The organism is Fusobacteria bacterium ZRK30, assembly GCA_024628785.1.
Lineage (GTDB): Bacteria > Fusobacteriota > Fusobacteriia > Fusobacteriales > Fusobacteriaceae > Psychrilyobacter.
This window is the reverse complement of record CP102405.1, coordinates 1,063,790-1,089,315: the sequence shown is the minus strand read 5'-3', so window position 1 is coordinate 1,089,315 and position 25,526 is coordinate 1,063,790. Positions and strand designations below refer to the sequence as shown.

Below are 25,526 nucleotides of genomic sequence, written 5' to 3'. Positions count from 1 at the left end.
AGAAGATGAGTATACATATTAACGCAAAAAAAGGTGATATCGCAGAAACAGTATTACTACCAGGAGATCCACTTAGAGCAAAATGGATCGCTGATACATTTTTAGAAGATGTAGTGTGCTATAATGAAGTTAGAGGAATGTATGGATATACTGGTACTTATAAAGGTAAAAGAGTATCTGTTCAAGGAACTGGTATGGGTGTTCCATCTATCTCTATCTATGTAAATGAATTGATCCAAGACTTTGGAGTGAAAAACCTAATCAGAGTAGGATCTGCCGGATCTTATAGAGAAGATATCAAAGTCAGAGATATTGTTTTAGCTATGTCAGCTTCTACAAACTCAGGATTAAACAGAATCAGATTTAACGGTGCAGACTATGCCCCTACAGCTGATTTTGATCTGATGATGAAGGCTATTAAATCCGCTGAAGAAAAAGACATCAAAGTAAAAGCTGGAAATGTATTTACTTCAGATGAATTTTACGGAGATAACTTCGATGACTATAAAAAATGGGCATCATACGGTGTACTTTGTGTTGAGATGGAGACTGCCGGTCTATATACTGTAGCAGCTAAACATGGAGTAAAAGCTCTTACTCTGCTTACTATCTCTGACCACTTAGTGACTGGAGAGGAAACTACTTCTGCTGAAAGACAGACTACTTTTGGTGGAATGATCGAAGTAGCATTAGGAACTTTATAAAAACAGGTGACGCCAGGTCATAATAAACAAAATTATATGTTATAATACAAAGGGCATACCATTTGGTATGCCTTTTGATACCCTTAGGCAATGTGACGTTGCATCTAATTAGGGATAATTTAAATTTTTGTAAATAAAAAAAGAGGTGAGAGTATGTTAAATGAAAAAGAGATATTGGAATTAATCGACGAGGCTATCGCAGCTCGTAAAGGTGCATATGCAAAATTTTCAAATTTTAAGGTAGGAGCTGCTCTGATCGACGATAGAGGTAACCACTATTCAGGGTGTAATGTAGAAAACTCATCTTATGGATTATCCATGTGCGGGGAAAGAAATGCTATCTTCCATGCTGTTTCCAAAGGGATGAAGAAGATTAAAGTTATAGCCGTTGTAGGAGAGACAGAGGGTCCTATCTCACCATGTGGTGCTTGCAGACAAGTTATAAATGAATTTTCTACTGAAGATACTATTGTCATAATGGCAAATATGAAAAAAGAATATAAGGTGGTAAAGTTTACCGATCTATTCCCCTATGGATTTAGATTATAAGGTGATTTCATCATAAAAGTCATTATAAATCTCTACTTTTAGTGGAGATTTTTTTGTACTTAAATTTTTTTAGCACTATAGAGTGCATATTTCTTATCTTTAAGCTCACCATTAATCTTTTAAATATTGATATTATTGACAGTAGTTTAAAATGACTATATAATGAATGATTGAAATTAATATTTATGTCTTGCTTAAAAGCATTGTATACATAAACTGGGGGAATAAAATGAAAATAGTTATTGCTGGTGGGGGAGACGTTGGAGTAAAGATTGCCGAGAAACTCATCTATGAAAACCATGACGTTACAATTTTAGAAAAAGATCCACAACTAATCAGAACATTACAAAGTAAATTGGATGCCATGATCATACAGGGAGATGCAACTAACATCAATACTCTTATTGAGTCAAATATCTTAAATGCCGACTCTTTTATTGCAGTTACAAATAGTGATGGGGATAACCTTATAGCTTGTAGTATTGTAAAAAAATGCTGTAAAAATAATATCTCTATAACTTGTAAAATCGACAGTTATTACCAGTATTTTAACGAGGAATATCTTTCTCCTGATGATTTTGGGATAGAAACTATTATAAAACCACTAGAAATTACTGTTGCGAAAATTATGGAACTTATGAATAATCCAAATATATTTGAAATTATGAACTACGCAGATAATATGGCTCAATTGGTAGGAGTTAAGGTTAAAAGGGACTTTAGGCACAAGGGGATACCTATCTCTGAAATTTCTTCAAGAGATAATATTTTTTCTAAAGTTAGGTTGGTAGCCATACAAAGAGAGGGTAAGCTTATCGTCCCAAAGGGGCAGGATGTAATCTATCCTAAAGATAAATTATATTTAGTAGGTAAGACAGATATTGTAAAAAAAATAGTTAAAGAACATTTTTCCAGTCCTATGAATTTAAAAAATATAATTATCGTTGGTGGAACTAAACATGCCATCGAACTTTCTAAGGCTCTCAACAAATCAAAGAAGAATATCACAATCATTGAAGAGGATAAGTTCAGATGTAAAAAATTAAGTTTCTTACTAGATAATGTTCTTATTATGAATGGGTCGGCTACTGATTCCCACTTGATGGATGAAGTCTCTATTGAAGATTCTTGTGTAATCAGTATGAGTAATAACGATGAATATAATATCTTATCGGCGTTTACAGCAAAAAAATATGGTGCTTCTAAAACCATGTGTATGGTAAAAAACAGCTCCATCGTAAACTTGATCAACAACCTTGATCCCATCGATACTGTATTTTCTCCCCATGCACTTACAATTGGAGATATATTAAAACATACCAGAAAAACTGATCTTTTCTCAGTCTCTCCATTTACAGAGATTGATGCAGAGACAATAGGTATAAATGTTACTCAAAATTCACCTATCTTAGATACTCCTATAAAGGATATTATTTTCCCGAAAAAATCCATAATAGGTGTGATAATTAGAGAAAATAACGTTATCATCCCTACTGGAAATGACATAATAAAAATGGGAGATAAAGTTATTGTATTCTTGCTTCCTGAATCAATCTATGAGGTAGAAAAGATGTTTACTGCCCCAAAATTTGGAGGTAGAAGATGAACTGGAGCTTAATAATAAAAGTACAGGGATATCTTTTACTTATCTTAGGCATTATGATGACCTTTCCCCTTATGATCTCATTTCATTATGGAGGAGGAGATTTCAGTGCTATAGCTCTTTCTATTGGAATAACTTTAATTACCGGATTAGCCTTTATATTTATATTTAAATCAAATAAAAAATTTAAAGCTAAAGAAGGGTTTGCAAGTGTTTCATTGGGCTGGATTTTGGCCGCCCTCTTTGGAGGCCTGCCATATTTTTTCCATGGTTCCTTTGGGCCGTATATAAACTGTGTTTTTGAAGCAATGTCAGGATTTACTACCACAGGGTCTACTATCTTATCCGATATTGAATCTATTCCTAGAGGATTGTTGTTTTGGAGATCATTGACTCATTGGCTGGGTGGAATGGGAATAGTTTTATTCACCATTGCTATCTTACCTATGTTTGGGATCGCTCCAGGTCAGTTATATAATGCAGAGGTTCCAGGTCCTACAAAAGATAGACTAAGTCCTAAGATAAAGGATACTGCTAAGATTTTGTGGCTTATCTATATCGGACTTACTATTATTGAAACTATATTTTTGATGTTTGGCGGTATGGATCTTTACACAGCTGTTAACCATTCATTTGCTACTGTAGCTACAGGTGGTTTTTCTACATTAAATAGCTCTGTGTCAGGTTTCAATAGCGTTTATATAGAGATAGTTATAACTATCTTTATGTTTTTAGCCGGGGTTAACTTTGCACTTCATTTTTACCTTATCAAAGGAAGATTTAGAGATTTTCTTAAAGATAGTGAACTAAGATTTTATACAGCTGTAATTACTATTACAACTATCTTGATCTCGTTGAATATATATTTTTCTTCAGGGATAGAAAAATATACTGTAAATTATGGTCGAGCACTCCTCGATTCTGCATTTCAAGTGGTATCTATTACTACTACGACAGGATTTATGACTGCCGACTTTAATCTATGGCCTTCATTTTCTGCTCTTCTCTTAGTGGCACTTATGTTTTTTGGTGGTTGTGCTGGATCTACAGGTGGCGGAATGAAACAAATTAGAATATTGATACTATTTAAACACCTATACAATGAAATTAAAAAATTAGCACATCCTAGAGCATTTTTCTCACTGAGAGTAGGAGAGGAACATGTAGAAAATTACGTAGTTAGAAATGTCTTGGGATTTTCAATATTATTCGTATTTATCTTTGCTGGATCTACACTTTTCCTGGCAGGAATGGGATATGATATTATCACAAGTTTTACTGCTGCTATCTCTTGCCTTGGAAACATTGGACCAGGGTTAGCTCGAGTAGGAGCCATTGAAAACTTTGGATTTTTTGATCCATACAGCAAGGGAATCCTTATCTTTTGTATGCTTTTAGGCAGACTGGAGATATATTCAGTTTTAATATTAATTTATTCTGTAATATTTAGAAAGAGATAGACCATTCCTTATGAATGTTCTTATGTGACTACGAATAAAAAAATAAATAAGAATATAAAAATGCTGGTGGGAATCATCAGCATTTTTATATTCTTAAAATTTCATGGCTAAACTATTGATAAAATGATATAATTATAGGTAAATAAAAAAATGTAAGACAAGGAGATTTATTTTGAAAAAAAATATGAAAATAAAAAGAGATACAATATTAAAAGTCAAAGAAAAAATGGAATTAATGGAATTTTTAGCTTTCCACCTGCAAGGAAAGAGTAAAAATAATTTAAAATCATTACTTAGCCATGGTCAAATAACTGTAGATAGCCAAATGGTCAGCCAGTACAACCATGTCTTAACTATCGGTCAAGAGGTAAAAATCAACTGGAATAAGGATAGAGATGTAAAGAAGATGCAGGGAGTTCAAATCTTATTTGAAGATGATAATATCATAGTTGCAAATAAAGATGCAGGGATCCTTTCAGTATCTACTGGTGGCAGAGATGAAAATACTGCCTATAATAAGTTGAAGGATCATGTTAAATCAAGCAATCCTAAGAACAAAATCTTTATCGTTCATAGACTGGATAGAAATACCTCTGGAATAATGATGTTCGCTAAAACTGCTGAAGCTCAACAACTATTACAAAGTGACTGGAAGAAATATATTGTCAGCAGAAAATACTCTGTATTAGTAGAGGGAAAAGTTAAAGATGATAAGGGAACTATCACATCTTGGTTAAAGGAGAACACTGCATTTGTAGTTTACTCAAGTAAAACAGATAACGGCGGTAAAAAAGCTATTACAAACTATGAAGTTATCAAGAAAACTAATAACTTCACACTACTAGAGGCATCCCTAGAAACTGGTAGAAAAAATCAGATCAGAGTCCACATGCAGGACCTGAAGCATCCAATTGTAGGAGATAAAAAGTATGGTGCTGACGGAAACCCAATCAAAAGAATGGGATTACATGCTAGAGTTTTGGAGTTTATTCATCCAATAACAGGAAAAGAATATAAGTTTGAAACTAAGATCCCTGCTAGTTTTGAAAAAGTATTTAAAAGAATGAGAAAGAGATAACCCCACTCTTTTCTGCATCCTATCCTAAATTACAGGAGGTTAAAATGTTTGAATATTTAGATGGTAAGATCACCATAAAAAAAATGGGTTATGTTGCCATAGATGTAAATGGTTTAGGTTACAAGGTATTTGTATCCCTTCAAACTTTAGATAAAATTAAACTAGATGAAACTACAAGACTGTATATCTACAATCATGTAAAAGAAGATATGTTTAAGTTAATTGGATTTGCTGAGGAGAGAGAAAGAGATTTCTTTGAGATCCTTATCAATGTAAATGGAATAGGGATGTCACTTGGTTTGGCTATCCTCTCTACATTCACTATTAACGATCTAAAACAGATAATTGCCAATGAGGACACAAAATTACTTACTAAGGTTCCTAAATTAGGAGCTAAAAAATCTCAAAAACTAATAGTTGATGTGAAAGATAAGATGAAAAACCTTCAACTTGTAGACAATATTGATTCTGGTACTGGTAGTATCAAGGCTCAGTTAGAAGAAGATATCTACCTGGCTTTAGGTGCTCTTGGATATTCTAAAAAAGATATCGATAAATTTGTCACTTCTAAGGATATAGAATCATATGACTCTATAGAAATGGCTATAAAAGATATCTTAAGAAAGATAAGTAAATAATTTTATATTAATAAATTTTGTGAGGAAATTATGTATTATAATGAATATTTTAAAAAAACTAAATTAAATGGAGATGACATGAACGGAATAATTTGTATTGACGGTGTTGTAGGAGCTGGAAAGAGTACTTTAGGGGATATTTTAGCTAAAGAATTAGGGATTTCATTGTTTGAAGAACCTGTTTTAAATAATCCTATTTTGGATAAATTCTACTATGATAAAAAAAGATATAGCTTTCCCCTTCAAATATTTTTCTTGAACAAGAGATTTAAGATGATAAAGGAAGCTAATCTATTAGATGGTTGTGTTATGGACAGGAGTATCTATGGTGATGTTATCTTTGCTAGGATGCTTATGGAAGATGGAGATATGACACCTGAAGAGTTTGAACTCTATGAAGAGTTACTTTATAATATGCTGGAACATCTGTCTCCTCCTAAACTAATGATCTATTTAGAGTCATCTGTAGAAGGTGCTATTGAGAAGATCTCTAGAAGAGGTAGAGATTACGAAAAGGTTGTTCCTAGGACTTATTGGGAAAGTTTGAATCAAAACTATGAAAGTTATTTCAACTCTTATAATCTTTCAAATATCTTGAGAATCAATGTGGATAATGTAGATATAAAAGAAAATCCCCAGGATAGAAAATGGTTTATAGATACAGTTAAAGCAAGATTAGATGAGATCAACTCAAAATAAATAGTAATTTTAAAATAGGTATTTTCTAATTATAGAAAATACCTATTTTTATTTAATCTGCCAGCAACGGCTTTATACTATTTAAAATTACACTCCTGATATTTTCACTTTTTTTACTCAACTCTTCGATCATTTCCTTTACTTCTAACCTCTTGGAATCTTTACTTGTCTCATATTCACATTCAGATTTTAATATGGGTAACTTTATCCTACGGGCATACCTGATTATGGTACTTTCCTCTATATATGCCATAGGTCTTATAACCTCTACCCCATGTTCCTTTGACATATACCTGGGTTTCATTACTCCCAAATTCCCCTGATAAAAAGTATTTAGTAAAAATGTTTCAATAATATCGTCTTTATGGTGTCCCAAAGCTAATTTATTAATATTTTTTTCCTTCATCATTCTGTAGAGGATTCCCCTCCTCATACGTCCACACATAAAACAAGGATTTTTCATCTTATCCTCTCCAAACAAGATATCCTCTAGATTAGTTTCTTCTACGATTAGTTCTAACCCTAAAGATCTGCAATAATCTTCAATTTCATTTGTTGCAATACTTTTTTGCTTGGGGTGGATATGAATAGGGATTATCTCAAAGTTCACCCTGGTTATCATCTTTACACGAACCAATACATTTAGAAGGGTAAGACTGTCCTTTCCTCCCGATACTCCTACAGCTATCCTGTCTCCCTCTTCAACCATATTATAATCACACATAGCCTTTCCTGCCAGACTCCAGATACTCTTATTAAAACCCTTAGACTCAATATAAGATGTGATCTCCCTACCGTCTAACTTTGAAAACCTTAATTTTAAACCTGTAAGCTTTTCTATGGATTCAGCTGTTTTTACCCTTCTTTTTTCATTTAAAGGAAACTTTATCTCATATTTTTCCCCGATATTTTTTATAATCAGTTCATTTTCTATAATTTGAAATCTAAAATTTTCATACTTTAAATTATCTAATTCTTCAATTCTTTCTATTTTCATCCTGACTCCTCATCTGCTTTTTAGGTAATATCCTTTCAATTTTTACTTATCCTTCTTATTTCCCCTTGTATAACCAAACACATAATCCAAGTTTATATTTTTCATAGAATTAAATATACTCTGCTTTATATTAGGGTTTGTAGCTTCTAAAGTTTCCAACAATTTTTTTAATTCTGCTCTTTTAGAATCAGTTTTTTCCCCTTCTACAGGACATCCACAGCTCATTGGTTTTATCCCATTCCATTTAGTAAAGTTTATTATATTAGCTTCCTTTACATAGACCAAAGGTCTGATTATAGATAGTTTCCCACTAGTAGAGTTTACCTTGGGGATCATAGTTTTTATAGTTCCGGCATAGAACATATTTATCAAACTAGTTTCGATTACATCATCAAAATGATGTCCCAGAGCTAGTTTATTACATCCTAACTCCTCCACTTTTTTATATAGTACTCCCCTTCTCATCTTTGCACATAGAAAACATGGACTTTCCGGGTTTTCTTCAAAAGCCACTTCCCAGACATTGGCATCAAAAATCTCACATGGAATCTCTAACTCCACCAAGTTTTTTTTGAACTGTTCTATATCCATAGATCCAAACCCTGGATTCATAGAGATAAATTTAAGCTCAAAATTTTTAGTTCTATCCTTGGCTAATTCCTGAAGCAGCTTACAAAGTAAAAGACTGTCCTTTCCTCCTGATACTCCTACAGCTATCTTATCCCCATCTTCAATCAAATCAAAATCCTTTATGGCTTTTACAAATTTTCTCCATATTTCTTTTCTATAGGTTTTTCTCAAGCTGTCAGTAGCCATCTTTCCACGACTCTCAAATCCATTTAAATCTGTATTTTCCACATCTAATATCTCACAATTTTTATTCAAAATTCTTCCTCCATACGTAATTTAAAAACCTCGTCTTTTTACTGATTCTTTAAAGCCAGAAAAAACCAGGACAACAACAGCCGATTTTTTTATCTGATCTAAAAGAAAATTGAGGTTTAATTTATAATTATATTTACTTCTATTATATCATACCCTCTAAAAGTTGACTAGATTAGGAAAGATTTAATGAAAAAATTTAATTTTTTGAATATTTTTATTAAGTTTTTTTCCTAATTCATATATATATCATATATTGTTATTATTTTTAAAGAAAAATAGTTTCTATATATATAACTTTTTTCATTTTTTATACCATATAAGAAATACAATTTTAACGGATACATTACAAAGATTCTTAAAACTTAATTAAAATAACTAAATCATTTAAATAATATATTTTTATTATCATAATTCGTCATGATAGGATATTTATATAGCACAAATCACTTACAAAAGGAGATATAAATGGACAGTAGTAGTAAGAAAACAAGTTGGAAAATGTTAGCCTTAATGGGATTTACAGTTGTTTGGGGATTTGGAAATGTAGTAAATAACTACGCTAATCAAGGGTTAGCAGTTGTTGTTTCGTGGATATTGATATTATCATTATATTTTGTTCCCTATGCGTTGATGGTTGGAGAGATGGGTTCTGCTTTCAAGGATAAGAGCGGAGGAGTTTCAAGCTGGATAGGTTCTACATATGGACCAATGTTAGCTTACTTTGCAGGATGGACATACTGGGTAGTACATGTACCTTATTTAGCTCAAAAACCACAGAGTATATTAGTAGCTCTCAGCTGGGTATTTTTTCAGGATGGTGATTTAGTTAAAGGTGTAAATCCTATTCTATTACAATCTGTTGTTTTAGTTATTTTTATAATTTTTCTTTGGATTGCTTCCCGTGGTGTCACTTCTTTAAAAAGAATTGGAGCATTGGCAGGAACAGCTATGTTTATCATGGGAATCTTATATATTCTAATGATGCTGGCAGCACCCTCTCTTGTAGATCTTAAATCTGCAACAACAACATGGGATGCATCTACACTTATGCCTTCATTTGATTTTAAGTATTTTACTACTATCTCAATGTTAGTGTTTGCTGTAGGAGGATGTGAAAAATTATCTCCCTATGTAAAGGAAATTAAAAATCCTTCTAAAAACTTCCCTAAGGGAATGTTAACCTTAGCTATCATGGTAGGAATCTCTGCACTTTTAGGTTCAGTAGCTATGGGAATGATGTTTAATAGTAATCTGATCCCTACTGATTTAAAGATGAATGGACAGTATTATGCATTTAAACTATTAGGAGAGTATTATGGTGTCGGAAATTTCTTAATCATACTATTTGCAATAGCAAACACATTAGCTCAAATATCAGCTCTTATGTTCTCTATAGATGCTCCCCTTAAGATCCTTATAGGAGATGCAGACAGAAACTTTATTCCAAAATCATTTGCTAAATTAAATAAATACGGAGCTCCTATTAATGGATACAAATTAACAGGTGTTCTGGTAAGTATCTTAATAATAATTCCTGCTATTGGAATTGGAAATATGAATACATTATATAACTGGCTGCTAGATCTTAACTCTATAGTTATGCCTCTTAGATATTTATGGGTATTCTTAGCTTATATGGCACTTAGAGGATTTAAGAGAAATAAAGACCGATCTAAAAACAGTGATTATATATTTATTAAAAATGATAAAATTGCCTTCTTTGTAGGAGCTTGGTGTTTCGCTTTTACAGCCTTTGCCTGTTTAATGGGGGTCTTCCCAAAGGGTCTTATATTATTTTCATCTGAATGGTTTTTCCAGATCACTCTAAATATTTTAACACCTTTAGTTTTGGTAGGTTTAGGATTTATCCTTCCTAAGATTGCAAAGAAAGAAAATAAATTAAAAGAAGCTTTAAATACTGAAGTATAAGTAATTTAAAAAAACCCAAACTAGATTTAGATGATCTAGTTTGGGTTTTCTAATTTTAAAGATAAATATTAATTGAGCCATTTTTTTAATTTCTCTGAGTAGACTTCTACTACCATTTTTTCAGAGAATTCATCTATCATCTTCTGTCGCCCTAACCTCCCTGCCTTTGCCCTTCTCTCCTCAGGCAGATTTATAAACCACTCTATTTTTTGAGCCAGATCTTTAGACTCCCCAGGTGTGCAAAGGTATCCAGTTTTCCCATCATCCACCAATTCACGACATCCAGGGACATCTGATGCTATTATAGGTTTTCCCATAGATGCATTTTCCATTATCACTCTGGAAATCCCTTCCCTGTATGAAGGCAGCACAAAACAGGAGGACTTCTCAATTACTGCAGTCACATCATCAACTACTCCTAAGTAGTTAATTGTCCCTTCATTATGATATTTTTCTATATATTCCTTGGGAACAGCTGATGGATTCGGTGCTCCTACCCTTCCTAAAAATAGAAATTCTATCTCCTTGTCCCTATGTTTAGACTTTATAATCTCAGCTGCCTCACAATATTCCTTTACTCCCTTATCCCAGAGAGCTCTGGCTATCATTAAAAACTTTATTTTACGGACTGCTCCTGTTTCTTTCAGAGGTTTAAAATAATCGGTGTCGATCCCCTCTCCATTTAAGACAAATGTTTTATCCGAATCAACTAATTTTCTTTCTAAAAATACCTTCTTATCATTTTCATTTAAGAACCAGACTTCCTTGGCAAATCTAAGGGAAAACCTGTATAGTTTTTCAACTACCTTGGTTACTTTCCCTTCCTTTATAAATGCATATCCCAGACCTGTTGTCACAGCTATTGGTATGACTTTTGCAAGTTTAGCGGCAATAGTTCCATAGATTATTGGTTTTATAGTATAGTTAAAAACTATATCTAATTTTTCCCTCTTATATATTTTACGGAGGGCAAATATCAACTTTAAATCTTCTATTGGATTGGTACCCTTGGAATTTATCTCAACATCTACCACTTTAGCTCCTAAACTCTTTAACTTTTCGTCAAACTTATCTGTCGGAGCAATCACTACAACTTCATACCCCTCCAGTATCAACTTTTTTATCAAACCACCCCTAAAATTATACATATTCCAAGCTTCATTTACTACCATTCCTATCTTTTTTTTCCCACCTGTTCCCTTTTTTTTATTCATATTATTGCCCCTTTCCCAAAAATACTACACCAGCAGTTTTTAATAAGATCACTAGATCTATCCCTGCAGTCTGATGTTTTACATAATAAAGATCGTACATCAATTTTTTTTTCATATCATCTTCTGAAGCCCCATATGGATAGTTTACTTGAGCCCAGCCAGTCAGCCCCGGTCTGACTGTGTGTCGAAGCGGGAAAAAAGAAATATTTTTTTCATATTCATTGGCTAACTTGACCCACTCAGCCCGTGGGCCAACAAAACTCATCTCTCCCTTTATAACATTCCAAAGTTGAGGCAGTTCATCTATCCTGGTTTTTCTCATTATTTTTCCAAAGTTAGTTATTCTCGAATCCGTCTTTCCTGCATATTTTGAGTGGGCATTTTCATCATGAAGTTTCATTGAACGGAATTTAATCATCTTAAAAACCTTGTTTCCCTCTCCTACCCTATCCTGCTTAAATAATACAGGCCCTTTGGATTCCAGCTTTACAATCAGTGCGGCTACTGCTACAATTGGAGCTACTACTATAGCCACCGATATAGCTAAAATTATATCTACGGTTCTCTTCAGTTGTTTTTGAAATTGGTTGTGGTATACACCAAACCCATGATCAAACAAGAGTTTCTTTTCATCTAACTCCTCCAAATGAAGCTGCCCTCTTATATACTCAAAAAACTCATAATAATTATAAATTTTAATCCCCGTAACCTTTACATTCAATATATTTGTTACCACTTGATTTTTTAAATCTTTATCCAATACCAAGATCTCATGGATTTTTTTATCCTTTATAAATCCCATGAAATTTTTCTCATCAAATAGGGATAGGTCATCTTTAAAAAAATGATGAACCCCTTTATAATCATCGCTCTCTTCGATAAGTTTTAATGCTTCGGGCTTTTTTTCTGTTTCCCCAATTATAAGGATAGATTTTTCCTGTTTTAGATGCTTTTTTAGAAATTTATTACTCAAAATTTGATATAAAAACATCAAGGTATAGATAGTTATTCCTATTGTTAGAGGTAAACTATTTATTGTTATTATGAAGTTGATTATATTAACAAATGCAATCACTAATAGTTTATCTATATCCCTCTCTATAAAATAGCTGTTAAATAAGTAGTAGATAACCATTGTAACAACTATATCTATTACAACTGTATCATTCATACCATTTCTAAATACTCCCAGCAACACCAAGTATAGCAAGAATTTTATCGTTGTCAGTACTTTTATTTCATTTATCATACCCTACCGCCTTTATTTTTATTTTACCTCAATAATTTACAAACATTAAATATTTTTTCCTGTTTCTTAAATTATTTTATTTATAATTTCATAAATTATATCTGCTGTAATTCCCCAAATAGCTCCCCCATGATACTCATATATATATACCTCTCTCTCCCTTCCATTCCAAGGTTTATGATATTTTTCAGGTAAATTATAATATTTAGCCGGGAATTCTACTCTTTTTCCGTCTAATTCATAGTGTGGATGCATCTGTACAGTTATTTTTTCAAGCTTAGGAGGGTTATTTCTAAAATAATCTATGGGAATTATCAAGATTTCATCCACTTCCTTTAAATTTATATTTAAATCTTCTACCCTGCATAGGATCTCTCCTACATATACCTCTATCAATACACCGGCAGGGATTATTAGAGTTCCCAATTTCCCCAGTATCTCTATGTTTTTAGGTAGTATTCCCAGTTCTTCTACAGTTTCCCTTATGGCTGTCTCCTCAAAATTTTTATCTGTTTCTTCCCATCCTCCCCCGGGGAAACTTATCTCTCCACCTTGCCTTATGTTTTTCGATCTTTTTTCCAAAATAAAGTTATACTTTCCGTCTATCTCTATAATACTAGCAAGTACTGCACTATTAAAATTTTTTTCCCTGCCAATTATTCCATCATTTAATTTTTCCCGTATCCTTTCCCTATCCATTGTAATCCCCCTATTTATTAAAAAAAATTAATATTTAAAGTATATCACCATTCTATACTTATTACTATATTAAAAAAATATTATTTCCCACTACATAAAATTAATAGTTTATCAAAAAAAATCATCCCATTGAGGATGATTTTTTTTATTTCTTTTTATATTCTGACACAAATAGCCAGGGAGATACTATAGAAAAGTTTTGATTTTTAAATCCTTCTGCACTAAATATTTTATCCAAACTTTTCTTAGAATACATCTTATAATCTCCACTTCTGCTATATGGCAGATATAAATTAATTATCTCTCTGATAATTGGCAGGGTAAATATATCCCCTATTACTACCCTTCCATCTGAACTTAAAACTCTTTTTATCTCCTTTAGAGTCAAATCTGGAGTCGAATAATGATGAAATGAATTCAGGCAGACTATCATGTCTATACTTCCATTGCCATAGGGTAAATAAGTGCTGTCCCCAAGAGTAAATTTACATTTTTCTATATTTTTAGATCTGGCTGTCTCCAGCATTTTTTCAGATATATCCAGTCCATAGAGAGTATTATTTGAATTCAAACCCCTTAATTTTTGTAAAAATCTTCCATCACCACAACCTAAGTCAAGAACGGTTGTTTCATCATCTACAACTATATTTTTTAGGATATATCTGTCTAATTTTTCTGAATTGCCATAATTCGTATCTGCAACTCTATTAAAAAAAACCTTAGATCTTTCACTATAATTATTTTTTTTCATCAGTTAGTATCCCGTATTTTTTCAGGTCCACTACCCTCTTAGCCTTTTGACTCAATCCAAAAATTCCCCACTTATCAAATGACCCTCTCAGCTTTAGAGTATTTTCATCCAATAATTTAGCACTCCCATGATATAGTTTTCCATTCCAAGAGTCATAGATCCATCCATCTTGTAACTTGCCATCTTTTTCAAATAATTCTCCTACAACTGGCAGCCCCATAACCTTTCTGCTCTCTATCCTCATGGTTTTATCTGGATTATTTCTGTCGTATTGCTCTATCCCTTCCATCTTATCTCCCTTAGGGTAGTAAAGATCCTTCAGCCAGGCAACCTGACCTATATATTCATTGTTTTCAGTTTTTTCAATATGGATGATAAATTTCCCTTCGGGCATCATCCAATACCCTGTATATCCATCTTGGGCAAAGGTCAAACTAGTCATTAAAAGCATAAATCCCAAAATCAGTTTTTTCATCCTCTTCTTCCTCCTTATAAATCTTCCAAAGGTCTTCTAATCCCCTTATCTTAAATAGGTGAAATAGTAATTTCATACCTAATTTTTTATTGATTGGATAACCTATCTCCTCCAATATATTAAAACTTTCCATAGAATAACTCATAATTCTCTGTAAATACTCCTCTGTAACAGATGTATCTAAGATATCCAAACCAGCAGCTGTCTCCTCATCTATCTTTAATCTATCCATGAAAAATGAAGTGGCTAAATTTATCTTTTGAGCAGAAAAATCCTCCCCCATATCACAGATGTCATCCAACCCTTGTAAAGATAGCCCTAAATTATATAAAGCCCTTGATATATCCTTAAATTCACCATTTTTTTCCTGATATAGTGGGACAAGAACACCTATTTTTAACAGCTCTCCTCCTATTCCGCTATGAATCTTATGGGAAATAAAATTATAATCTGGGTAGTTTTCATATATAGATCTCTCTCTCATCCCCTCACTTTTAGCTATCAAATATACACTTTCAAGTACTGCATTACTCATCCCTGTATCTTTTATGTCTAATTCAGAGATAATTTTTTCCAGATTTTTTTGAAGTAGTAGGGTCAACAGGGTATTTTCTGTTGTTTTCTCATCTATCCCATTTAAAAATATGACTCCCTTACTCTCATCATCTATAATATTATCTGTACAGGTTATTATTCCTCTAAGATAGAATAAACATTTTCCATATTTAATCATATCTTCCCTCTCAGTTTCTAAAAGTTCTATTAAACTCAGCATAAATATAGAGAAAAAATTCTTTTTAAAATTCTCTTTTAAATTTTCTTCATGTATCTCTATTTCGTCAAAAAAAGACACTTCTGAGAGATCTTTTTTTATTTCTTTTACTACTTTGTTGTATATCTTGTTTGATTTTAAAAGCTGTTTCAAAAATTTACCAGTTGTATACATCTATTACCGTCCTATTTCTCTTTAAATTAAAATTTTCTTGCCAATTTCCTAACTTTTTTTAGATTTCTTTCAAAATTTTGTTTTGTTTTTTCTGGAGATTTATCTACATTTTCAAGGATGAAACTTTTAAAGTTTTTTATCCCTATAAATCTAAATATATACTTTATATACCTCATATCAAATGCAATCAAGGAAAGCGGAAATGGATATCCCCCTCCTCTAGCTCCTAAATAGAAAGCCTTTTTTCCCTTTGCAAGACCTATGGGAATTCCTAGCCTGCTATATTTAAAAGTAATTCCTTTTACAGTTATAAGATCTATATAGGCTTTTAAAATTGCTGGGATTGAAAGGTTCCACATGGGAGAACTGATTATATATTTATCATATGTAATAAATTTATTTGCTGTTTCTACCATAGCTCCCCTTCTTTCAAATGAATCACACAGGATCTTATAATCTACATAGGGGCATCTCTCATCGTGGAGGTTTAATTCAGTTACTTCATCCTCTGAGTTATTTTTTTTATACTCATCTATAAATGCCTCAGCAATTCTATGGGAAACCGACTCATCTTTCGGTTTTGGGCTGGCTTTTATATACAATACTTTCATTGATTCTCCCTTTTATTCTTTTTTAATTTGTTATAATATATAGTTGAATTGTTATAGTTACAATATTAAGAATAACACAGATCTCTCAATTTTCATAATGAAAACTAAAAAAAAAGGACTCCCCTTAAGGGAAATCCTTTTGAAATTATGTTATTTTATTTTTCTATTAATTACAAATTTTCATTACTTAGTTCCAAATATTCTATCTCCACAATCTCCTAATCCTGGATAGATATATGAATTTTCATCTAATCCCTGATCCATCTTCCCTACAAAGATATCTACGTCAGGATGCTTTTCAATTACTTTTGCAATCCCTTCAGGAGCTGCTATGATACACATAAATGAAATATCTTTTACACCTGCTTCTTTAAGATAATCAATTGAGTAGATTGCTGATCCACCAGTTGCAAGCATAGGATCTACTAATAAAACTTTCATATCAGCTATATTTTCTGGTAATTTACAATAGTAGTATACTGGTTGTAATGTTTCTTCATCTCTGTATACTCCTATATGCCCTATTTTAGCTGTTGGGATAAATGTAGTAACACCTTCTACCATTCCTAATCCAGCTCTTAAGATAGGAACTACAGCTACCTTATCAGCTAATACTTTAGCTGTTGTCTTCATTATAGGAGTTTCTACATCTACGTCCTTTAATTTAAAGTCCTTTGTAGCTTCATAGGTCATTAACCCTGTTATTTCCGTTAAAGTTTCTCTAAACAATTTTGTTTCTGCATCTTTATTTCTAAGTAAAGTTAATTTATGTTGTACTAATGGGTGATTAATTTCTATTACTGACATTTTTTTCCTCCTAATTTTTTTTTACTTTATTTTTTCCTAAAAAAATAGGACTTTAAAAAAAGTCCTACTTTTATTATTTCTTAAGGTTGTATCTTTTGTTAAACTTATCTACTCTACCAGCAGCATCAACGAATTTCGCCTTACCTGTATAGAATGGATGACACTCAGAACAAACAGCTACATTTAAAGTTTCTTTTGTATATGTTGATCTAGTTTCAAATTTGTTTCCACATGAACACTCAACGTTAATTAAGTGATAATCAGGATGAATACCTTTTTTCATTCTAGTCACCTTCCTTTATAAAAATTTTTTATTCACGAGAGTAATTATATCAGAAAAACCACATAAATTCAAGTGTTTTTGTAAATTTAATCTACTTGACAAATTTTTATTGACTTGACCCATTTAATTCCCAATTATAGTCCAGATATTTTATTTTTTTATCTGGAGAAATATCCAGATATTCCCTTATATTTCCAAAATCATCACTATACCATTTAAAAAGTTTAGATATATATATGGTATCTCCTACTATATTAACCCCCTTATTTTTTTCCTCTAAAAATTTTAGTTTCTGTTCCAAAAGCTGTCTATCCAACTCTCTACCACGATAGGCACTCCTCTTTAGATCCGGGCATGACACCGAAGCACATACTATGGCAAAATGGATAAGTTCATCTCCAGTCTTTCTCAAAATTTCATTTTCTATCTCCCCCAGAGAATATACCTTATTCCCTATCTCTATAACCTCTTTACTCCAAACTGATCCAAATAATGAACCGGCATCTTTGATCCCCTCTATGGGATAGTTATCCACTATGGTTTTAACTGCTCCTATATTATAGGCATTTATCCAAAATGCTTTCAGCTCATCGCCCTCTATTCTTTTAATTTCTACCTCCCTTACCTCTTCTAATAATTTTTCAAACTTAATATCTTGCTTTAATCTCCTGTAATCTACCACCACCAAATTTGTTCCACCTTTTTCTCCAACAGATGTATATTTTTGAAGGAGTTCATCCCAGGTATCCAAATAATTTCCCATAGCCAGACTTGTTACAATAAAAAATAAAATCAGTATTTTTTTCACCTTTCCACCTCCAAATTTTCCTATTTTATTTTTTCTGTCTATATTTTGATTTTCCTTTTTAATTTTATTTTTTTTGATTTTCCAATATAATGGTATAATAACTGAGAATAGAAATTTAAAAATAGGAGATAATAATGGCAAAAAACAAATTTTATGCATATGTAATTGAAAATATAAATGAAACCGGTATACTGACATCCTGGCCAGAATGCCAAAATAAGGTCAAAGGGAAAAAAGCAAGATATAAGGGGTTTGTAACCAAGTTAGAGGCAAAAAAATGGTTAGGTGCAGGGGGAAATTATGAAAAAAAACTGGATAAGTTTTATGCCTGTTTTTATACCCACTCAAATACCGGTGTGATCACCAACGATTGGGACGAATGTAAGACCCTCACTCGTGGCGGAAACGTCCGTTATAAGTCATTTAAAAGTCGGAAGGAAGCTGAGAAATGGATAGCAAATGGAGGAATCTATGAAACCAAAGAGATGCTTCAGGAAAAATTACCTTCAGGAATATATTTTGATGCCGGAACCGGTCGTGGTATTGGTACCGAAGTCAGAGTAACTGATAAATACGGGAATTCCATCCTCCATCATTTTGTCCCCCAGGAAAAGATCAATCAATTTGATAACTACCTTACTAAACCAGGGAGTACCAATAATTTTGGCGAACTTTTAGGTTGTTATATAGCACTAAATATTGCTCTAAAAGAGGGAAAAAAAAATATCTATGGAGACAGTAAGTTAATCATAGAATATTGGTCAAAGGGACGAATAAAAGCAGAAAATTTAAGTACTGATACTGTCGAATTAGCTAAAAAAGTAGTAAAACTTCGAAAAGAGTTTGAAAAATCAGGAGGAAATATTGCCCATGTATCTGGAGATATCAACCCTTCAGATCTAGGATTTCATAGGTAGGTGATTACAATCAGAGAATTTACATTATTCAGTATAGAACACTTTTTTTATATTTTTGGTTACGGTGGCTTAGCTGTTTTAGCTTTATACCTTCCAAAAATATTTAAACTTGATATAGATAAATTTGCCAAAATTTCCGGGTATTTTATCTTAATAGAAAAAACTATCGAATTGATCTATAGATACATTGTTTTTAAGGAGCCCGTTACCAACCTTTTACCATTTAATATGTGTAATTACACCCTGGTTTTAGCAGCTTTTATGATGATATTCAGATCCAATAAGATCTTTAATCTCGTATATTTTTGGAGTATCGGAGCTATCTTAGCTATTATGACACCAGATATCAGGATCGCTTTTCCAAATTACTCAAATATCAGTTTTTTTGTAACACATTACTATATCTATTTTGCTGTATTTTATAGTTTAAAATACTTTAACTTTACCATTACTTTTGACGCTTTAAAAAAATCATATATATATATAAACGGAATAATGCTGGTGCTTTTCCCACTTAATTTTTTACTCAATACAAACTATATGTTTTTAAAGAAAAAACCTATCTCAAGTCCCATGGATTTTTTAGGCCCCTGGCCATATTATATAATCTCCTTAGAGATAGTTATGATAATCTTATTCACACTGATGTATCTGCCATTCAGAAAAAAAGCACTAAAAACTCAATAGTTTTTAGTGCTTTTTTTCTGAACTAAATCTATCCCGGAGAAAAAAATTTAAATCTTATAAGTCTCCAGACATCCATAATATTTTCTCAAAATATCCCTTCTATTCCTGTAAAGATCATGATATAGGAGCATTTGGTAGAAAAGGCTGGTTTCATCCACTTCAAAACCAGTTTTTTTCTCCTCCTTCAAATTAACTATATTAAATATCCTGTCAGATCTATAGAGGGATTTTATCTCATTTTCAACAATTTTTCTTGTGGTTGCATCACTGCTAACCTTATTTAAATAATAATCATGACCTCTAATCTCAAAGGAAACCTCCTTTGGAAAAACTCTGCTGAATAAAGAATGAACCCTGATCACATGGAATGGAGATGTCACTACAATTATTTTTTCTATATGACATAATATATTCATTTTTTTTAAGAGAAGTTTTGAAAAAACAATATTTCCCAAGGTATCCAAGGAATCCTCCTCCAAAATCACAAATTTCTCATCAACTTTATAATTTTTTTTCAACTTCTCCAGCATCTCTAAGGCCTCGGTCTTTAAAACACCCATTCCTCCACCAGAGAGTAGTATTTTAGCTTTGGGGAATTTTCCCACCAACTCACCTAAAACCTCTACCCTCTTATCCAAAAATCCCAGTCCATTACTGCAGCCCAGACCAATAATCAGATCTGGATCTTCTATTTTTTTTATCTCCCTGTTGGTTTTCAGGTATTCTATATAGTAGTTAACTATCCTTTCCTTTAGTTTCTCCAGCATATTGAGAAGTTCTTTAGGAATAGGTGATCCCAGCTTTCTAATCTCCCTTGCCCACCTGATCTCATTGAATATTTCCCTAAACTGTTCGTCCAGGATCTTTTCTCTCAATTGATAAAGAAACATCTCATAGTCATATATTTTATATAGATTTGCTATATTATCTATCTTACACCGATAATCTATCATAACAGCCTCCTATATATCCAGCCTGTACCCTATACCCAATGTTAACTTAGAAAACTCTACCTTACCATCATAATCCCCATCCAATTTATTTCCATTATACTGGTAACTGAGTTCAATTATCATATTTTCATACTCTACTCCTCCTCCAAGGGAATAATAGAACCCCGTTTCTGCTGTAACACCTGTCCTCTCTAACTCCGATCTAGTATAAGGGATAGATGCACCTAAATTTAATTTTATATATGGTTTATATATTCCTTCTTCATTGAATCTATATTTTACAGTTGCATAGATAGGTATAGTATCGATTATTCCATAATTTTTCCCCTCTATCCTTATCTCACTCTCCCTTTGATAGCCTGTTCCTAAACCAGTTATCAAATTCGGGATGGGCTCATGAACCAATTCTACAATAAATTCATATCCTATCCCCTGGGGATCACTATCATTCTTAAAATTAGTTGCATTAACCTCCTTGTATTTCCCAGCTAAATTCCCTCCTAGCCTGAATTCTATCTTATCTGTATCCTCTGCCAGACTTACAATAGAATATATAAAAAACATCAACACGTATAATTTCTTCATAATATCTCCTCACTTTATTAAAACGTCTCATATTTTACCACAAATGTACTTCTATCCAATTTATTCTAACATAATTCTGATTTTCCTCTAAATAAAAAAAAGAACCCAAAGGTTCTTTTTTTTATGCTCTTACGAGTTCTCTAGTATCTTTCATCAATATATATGTAAGAAGCCCTGCTGCTACTGTAGGTACTACCCATACAAACCCCTGGCTAGACAACGGAATAGCTCTATAGAGACTTTCTATTGCTCCGATTTGTGTATTATCTACTACTATTTGTAAAACAGCTAAGATTCCAGATACTCCCACACAACTACGTCTGATTGCTATAGAATTAATTCCTAATATTCCTAAGAATATCAAAACTATTGTTATTGGATAAAGTATTCCCAAGATTGGAGATGCTATCACAACTATCTTATCCACTCCAAAGTTAGCCATAAATGCTGACAGTACACAAGAAACTACAGCTACTTTTTTATAATCCATATTATATGTTTTTGAGAAAAACTCCGATACAACCATTGTTAGTGCAACTGCTGTTGAAAGACATGCTGCTATTACACATATTCCAAATATTAAGTTTCCATACTGTCCTAAGAATATATTTACAAAATTTGATACTAATTCCGGTCTGGATATATCAGCTGGAAAATATTGATTTCCTGTAGCTCCTAGATAAAATAACCCAAGATATATTATAGAAAGTCCTGTACCTGTTACGATACTTGCTCTTTTTATAAGGGATGCTCTTTCATTTTTAGAAGTATATCCCCTTGCAGTCAAGTTAGCTAATATAACCATACTGAACAACCCTGCCATGATACCATCCATTGTTTGATATCCTTGAGAAAATCCAAATCCAAATGAATTTACCTGAACATGGGAAGCCCCTGGAGCAGCAACCTTATTCGTTATACCAAGAACAATCATGGATAATACAATAATAACTATTGTAGGAGTAAGAAACTTCCCTACTTGATCTATCGCTCTAGAAGGATTCAATGACATATATAGAGTTACTGCAAAGAATATTATTGAAATGATTATCGGGCTTATATGAAAACTCCCAAGGTTTGGTAACAGCCCTAATTCATATGCTGTAGCTGCTGTCCTTGGTGTATTTGTAAATACAACTGATGCCATTAAAAGTAATGAATACATTGTAAAAAACGATTTTGATACCTTCCCTGCAAAATTTTCAAAACTTCCAACCTTGTTCATTGTCAGCACTCCTAATACAGGAAGCCCTATACCGGTAAATGCAAATCCCATTGCTGAAACTAACCAATTTTCACCCATAGCTAATCCTATACTGGGAGGAAATATCAAATTTCCTGCTCCAAAAAACATTGAAAATAATGCTAACCCTATAACTAACCAATCTAATTTATTTTTTTTCATTTTATCCACCATCCTTAAATTTAGTATTAACCGACGAAATAATTATCTATTTCTGATGTTTTATCTTATTTTGATAATTTTATTTAAGGTTCACCTCCAAGTTTAATATACTTATGTTGTGTTCTACAGTTGCCTGTTTCTGTTTTTTTTTAGTTCATTTGTGCCTTTTCAAACCGATTATATTCTAAGAAATAAAAAAAGTCAAGCATAAAAAGTATATTTTTTAAAAAAGTATCAAATAAGTGATACTTTATAAAAAAAAATAAAAAAAATTTGACTTTTCATTTTTTTTAGTGTATTACTGTAATAAGATAGATAGTTGATAGTTTCAAAAAGTTAATTTAATTTTGGTTAATGTCGGTCATTAGGATTATCATTATTAGAAGTTAAAGTTTTTTTGTTAAAATGTATTTTGAAAATAGCAAGGGTAATAGAATAAGTAGTAAGTAGTAAGTAGTAAGTAGTAAGTAGTAAGTAGTAATATGATAAACCAACTAGTTGTAGTAAAAAAGAAAAAAGATTTATTAACAAATAACAGGTAACTGTTGAGAGTTATTCGTTATGTTTCAAGGTTCAAAATAACCCCTTTTAGACAATGGTTATTGGTTTCAAATTTAAAATAACAACCAGCTAATTGTGAGCTGGATATTATTTTAAAAGGCAAAATTTTTATTAGAAATTAGAAATTAGAAATTTAGAAGTATTAGAGTAAAAAGTTAGAAATGAAAAATTTATTGTATTTCTGTTAGTATATTTAATGTATTTTTAAAACTATCTATCTATGAAAAAAGGAACTCCTCAGAGTTCCTTTTTCATTTGTTTAACCTTTAGCTATTATTTCTTCAATGAATGAAATTACTTCTTCTGCTTTTACTTCGAAAGCTTCGTTAGTTTTTCTAATCTTAACTTCTACTAATCCATCCTTAGCTCCTCTTCCAACTATTAATTTAATTGGGAATCCGATTAAGTCTGCATCTTTAAATTTAAATCCTGGTCTTTCCTTTCTGTCATCGATTACAGTATCGATATTTTTATCAGTTAATTCAGCATATAATTTTTCTGCTAATCCTAATTGATCTGCATCTTTTATATTTGCAGGAATTACATCTACTAAGTAAGGAGCTATTGACATAGGCCAGATAATTCCATTCTCATCGTTATTTTGCTCTATTGCAGCTGCCATAGTTCTAGAAACTCCGATACCATAACATCCCATAGTCATTGTATTTGTCTTTCCATTTTCATCTAAAAATGTAGCTCCCATACTTTCAGAATACTTCTTTCCAAGTTTGAATACGTGACCAGCTTCTATTCCTCTGGCACTTTCTAATTCTCCCCCGCTACATCTAGGACATCCTTCACCAGCTTTTACGCTTCTAACATCTCCTACAATATGAGCTGTATAGTCTCTACCATAGTTTACGTTCATATAGTGTGTATCCACTTTATTTCCACCAGCAGTATGGTTTATTATCTTAGTTACACTCTCATCTGCAACAAGTGTTATATCACCTAATTCAACATTATATGGTCCCATATAACCTTTTATTAAGTTATGAGCAACAAGATCAGCGTCACTTAACATAACTAGGTCAGTTTCATTTACTAAATTCTTAAGTTTAACTTCGTTTATCTCATAGTCTCCTCTTTGTAAAACCATGTACACTTTTAATGATAAAGTATCCATATAAGTGATAGCTTTTACAGTTTTAGAAGCAGGAATTCCAAAATATTCACAAACGTCGTCTATCTTGGCAACATTAGGAGTATCTCTTAATTCTACCTCTGCTAATTCCTCTTTAGTTTGTACTATTTCTTCTTTTATAACACTTTCTGCTTTCTCAAGGTTAGCTGCATAATCACAAGTATTACAGAAGATTATTTCATCTTCACCAGATTCAGCTAACACATGAAATTCTTGTGATCCGCTTCCTCCGATAGCTCCTGAATCTGCTTCTACAGATCTAAATTTAAGTCCACATCTTTCAAAAACTCTAGTATATGCAGCCTTCATATTTTCAAATTCATCATCTAAAGATTCATCAGTTGCATGAAATGAGTAAGCATCCTTCATTAAGAATTCTCTTCCTCTCATAAGTCCGAATCTAGGTCTTCTTTCATCTCTAAATTTAGTCTGGATTTGGTAAAGACTAAGTGGTAAAGATTTATATGATGATATATCGTTTCTAATTATGTCTGTGATTACCTCTTCATGAGTAGGTCCTAATATAAAGTCTCTGTCATGTCTGTCTTTAAGTCTCATCATTTCTGGTCCCATTACTTCCCATCTTCCAGTTTCTTTCCATAGTTCCGCTGGTTGTAATACTGGCATAAATAATTCTTGAGAACCTGCTCTATCCATCTCTTCTCTAGTTATTTTTTCTACTTTTTTTAATGCTTTATACCCTAAAGGAAGGTATGTATAAACCCCACTTGCTAATTTTTTTATCATTCCTGATCTTAACATCAATTGATGACTGACTACCTCAGCATCTTTTGGTGTTTCTTTCAGTGTTTTTGCATACATCTTACTGAATCTCATATGATCTAATCCTCCTAATATTTTGATGAAAGTCTATCCTTCATCAATAATT

26 protein-coding genes are annotated in these 25,526 nt (G+C 32.2%); 10 read left to right on the top strand and 16 right to left on the bottom strand.

Annotated elements, in window-relative coordinates:
• Nucleotides 1-5: 5 nt before the first annotated feature.
• The 7 genes from deoD (at nt 6) to NRK67_10300 (ending at nt 6,731) form a co-directional block, all read left to right on the top strand.
• Nucleotides 6-704 carry a purine-nucleoside phosphorylase gene (gene deoD / locus NRK67_10330; GenBank protein ID UUV19798.1) on the top strand — a complete coding sequence of 233 codons (699 nt, stop codon included), beginning with the start codon at nt 6-8 and terminating at the stop codon, nt 702-704.
• A gap of 153 nt (nt 705-857) precedes the next feature.
• Nucleotides 858-1,253, top strand: a complete 396-nt coding sequence (gene cdd / locus NRK67_10325; GenBank protein UUV19797.1) for a cytidine deaminase — start codon at nt 858-860, stop codon at nt 1,251-1,253.
• Nucleotides 1,254-1,482: 229 nt separating this feature from the next.
• On the top strand, nt 1,483-2,859 hold the full coding sequence (gene trkA / locus NRK67_10320; protein UUV19796.1) for a Trk system potassium transporter TrkA: 1,377 nt from the start codon (nt 1,483-1,485) through the stop codon (nt 2,857-2,859).
• A complete protein-coding gene (locus NRK67_10315) occupies nt 2,856-4,316 on the top strand; it encodes a TrkH family potassium uptake protein (protein ID UUV19795.1) in 1,461 nt (486 codons plus the stop codon). Before trkA ends, NRK67_10315 begins: the two co-directional genes overlap by 4 nt.
• A 169-nt stretch (nt 4,317-4,485) precedes the next feature.
• The gene (locus NRK67_10310) at nt 4,486-5,394 is read left to right on the top strand and encodes an RluA family pseudouridine synthase (GenBank protein UUV19923.1); all 909 of its coding nucleotides are present in this window, start codon (nt 4,486-4,488) and stop codon (nt 5,392-5,394) included.
• Between the two features lie 44 nt (nt 5,395-5,438).
• The gene (gene ruvA / locus NRK67_10305) at nt 5,439-6,032 is read left to right on the top strand and encodes a Holliday junction branch migration protein RuvA (GenBank protein ID UUV19794.1); all 594 of its coding nucleotides are present in this window, start codon (nt 5,439-5,441) and stop codon (nt 6,030-6,032) included.
• 30 nt (nt 6,033-6,062) lie between these two features.
• Nucleotides 6,063-6,731, top strand: coding sequence for a deoxynucleoside kinase (locus NRK67_10300; protein UUV19793.1), 669 nt, complete (start codon nt 6,063-6,065; stop codon nt 6,729-6,731).
• Nucleotides 6,732-6,783: 52 nt separating this feature from the next.
• Here NRK67_10300 and NRK67_10295 read toward each other — a convergent pair whose 3' ends face one another.
• Both NRK67_10295 and NRK67_10290 read right to left on the bottom strand, forming a co-directional pair.
• A complete protein-coding gene (locus NRK67_10295; protein ID UUV19792.1) occupies nt 6,784-7,728 on the bottom strand; it encodes a tRNA 2-thiocytidine(32) synthetase TtcA in 945 nt (314 codons plus the stop codon).
• 42 nt (nt 7,729-7,770) lie between these two features.
• Nucleotides 7,771-8,544, bottom strand: coding sequence for a tRNA 2-thiocytidine biosynthesis protein TtcA (locus NRK67_10290; protein ID UUV19922.1), 774 nt, complete (start codon nt 8,542-8,544; stop codon nt 7,771-7,773).
• 534 nt (nt 8,545-9,078) lie between these two features.
• Here NRK67_10290 and NRK67_10285 point away from each other — a divergent pair.
• Entirely contained in the window at nt 9,079-10,542 is a 1,464-nt protein-coding gene (locus tag NRK67_10285; GenBank protein UUV19791.1) for an amino acid permease, read from the top strand.
• Between the two features lie 68 nt (nt 10,543-10,610).
• Here the strand turns inward: NRK67_10285 and NRK67_10280 are convergent, their stop codons facing one another.
• The 10 genes from NRK67_10280 to NRK67_10235 form a co-directional block, all read right to left on the bottom strand.
• Nucleotides 10,611-11,756 carry a glycosyltransferase family 4 protein gene (locus NRK67_10280; protein UUV19790.1) on the bottom strand — a complete coding sequence of 382 codons (1,146 nt, stop codon included), beginning with the start codon at nt 11,754-11,756 and terminating at the stop codon, nt 10,611-10,613.
• Nucleotide 11,757: 1 nt separating this feature from the next.
• The gene (locus NRK67_10275; protein UUV19789.1) at nt 11,758-13,005 is read right to left on the bottom strand and encodes an exopolysaccharide biosynthesis polyprenyl glycosylphosphotransferase; all 1,248 of its coding nucleotides are present in this window, start codon (nt 13,003-13,005) and stop codon (nt 11,758-11,760) included.
• A gap of 66 nt (nt 13,006-13,071) precedes the next feature.
• Nucleotides 13,072-13,704, bottom strand: coding sequence for a CoA pyrophosphatase (locus tag NRK67_10270; GenBank protein UUV19788.1), 633 nt, complete (start codon nt 13,702-13,704; stop codon nt 13,072-13,074).
• A gap of 145 nt (nt 13,705-13,849) precedes the next feature.
• Complete coding sequence (locus tag NRK67_10265) at nt 13,850-14,455, bottom strand: class I SAM-dependent methyltransferase (protein UUV19787.1); 606 nt, start codon at nt 14,453-14,455, stop codon at nt 13,850-13,852.
• Nucleotides 14,442-14,930, bottom strand: coding sequence for a DUF2147 domain-containing protein (locus NRK67_10260; protein ID UUV19786.1), 489 nt, complete (start codon nt 14,928-14,930; stop codon nt 14,442-14,444). Before NRK67_10260 ends, NRK67_10265 begins: the two co-directional genes overlap by 14 nt.
• Nucleotides 14,890-15,876, bottom strand: coding sequence for a hypothetical protein (locus NRK67_10255; protein UUV19785.1), 987 nt, complete (start codon nt 15,874-15,876; stop codon nt 14,890-14,892). The genes NRK67_10260 and NRK67_10255 overlap by 41 nt, the downstream gene beginning before the upstream one ends.
• A gap of 26 nt (nt 15,877-15,902) precedes the next feature.
• Nucleotides 15,903-16,487 carry an NAD(P)H-dependent oxidoreductase gene (locus NRK67_10250; GenBank protein ID UUV19784.1) on the bottom strand — a complete coding sequence of 195 codons (585 nt, stop codon included), beginning with the start codon at nt 16,485-16,487 and terminating at the stop codon, nt 15,903-15,905.
• Nucleotides 16,488-16,670: 183 nt separating this feature from the next.
• A complete protein-coding gene (gene upp, locus NRK67_10245) occupies nt 16,671-17,294 on the bottom strand; it encodes a uracil phosphoribosyltransferase (GenBank protein ID UUV19783.1) in 624 nt (207 codons plus the stop codon).
• Nucleotides 17,295-17,367: 73 nt separating this feature from the next.
• Complete coding sequence (gene rpmE, locus NRK67_10240; GenBank protein ID UUV19782.1) at nt 17,368-17,577, bottom strand: 50S ribosomal protein L31; 210 nt, start codon at nt 17,575-17,577, stop codon at nt 17,368-17,370.
• 106 nt (nt 17,578-17,683) lie between these two features.
• On the bottom strand, nt 17,684-18,385 hold the full coding sequence (locus NRK67_10235; protein ID UUV19781.1) for a DUF547 domain-containing protein: 702 nt from the start codon (nt 18,383-18,385) through the stop codon (nt 17,684-17,686).
• 134 nt (nt 18,386-18,519) lie between these two features.
• Between NRK67_10235 and NRK67_10230 the strand changes: the two genes are divergently transcribed.
• Both NRK67_10230 and NRK67_10225 read left to right on the top strand, forming a co-directional pair.
• Nucleotides 18,520-19,302 carry a ribonuclease H family protein gene (locus NRK67_10230; protein UUV19780.1) on the top strand — a complete coding sequence of 261 codons (783 nt, stop codon included), beginning with the start codon at nt 18,520-18,522 and terminating at the stop codon, nt 19,300-19,302.
• The gene (locus tag NRK67_10225) at nt 19,303-19,989 is read left to right on the top strand and encodes a TIGR02206 family membrane protein (protein UUV19779.1); all 687 of its coding nucleotides are present in this window, start codon (nt 19,303-19,305) and stop codon (nt 19,987-19,989) included.
• 47 nt (nt 19,990-20,036) lie between these two features.
• Here the strand turns inward: NRK67_10225 and NRK67_10220 are convergent, their stop codons facing one another.
• From NRK67_10220 to NRK67_10205, 4 genes are all read right to left on the bottom strand, one after another.
• Nucleotides 20,037-20,942, bottom strand: coding sequence for a YdcF family protein (locus NRK67_10220; GenBank protein ID UUV19778.1), 906 nt, complete (start codon nt 20,940-20,942; stop codon nt 20,037-20,039).
• A gap of 9 nt (nt 20,943-20,951) precedes the next feature.
• The gene (locus tag NRK67_10215; protein UUV19777.1) at nt 20,952-21,527 is read right to left on the bottom strand and encodes a porin family protein; all 576 of its coding nucleotides are present in this window, start codon (nt 21,525-21,527) and stop codon (nt 20,952-20,954) included.
• A gap of 121 nt (nt 21,528-21,648) precedes the next feature.
• Nucleotides 21,649-22,932: a branched-chain amino acid transport system II carrier protein gene (brnQ, locus tag NRK67_10210; GenBank protein ID UUV19776.1), complete on the bottom strand. Its 1,284-nt coding sequence runs from the start codon at nt 22,930-22,932 to the stop codon at nt 21,649-21,651.
• Between the two features lie 820 nt (nt 22,933-23,752).
• Nucleotides 23,753-25,474: a proline--tRNA ligase gene (locus NRK67_10205; GenBank protein ID UUV19775.1), complete on the bottom strand. Its 1,722-nt coding sequence runs from the start codon at nt 25,472-25,474 to the stop codon at nt 23,753-23,755.
• Nucleotides 25,475-25,526: the final 52 nt, after the last annotated feature.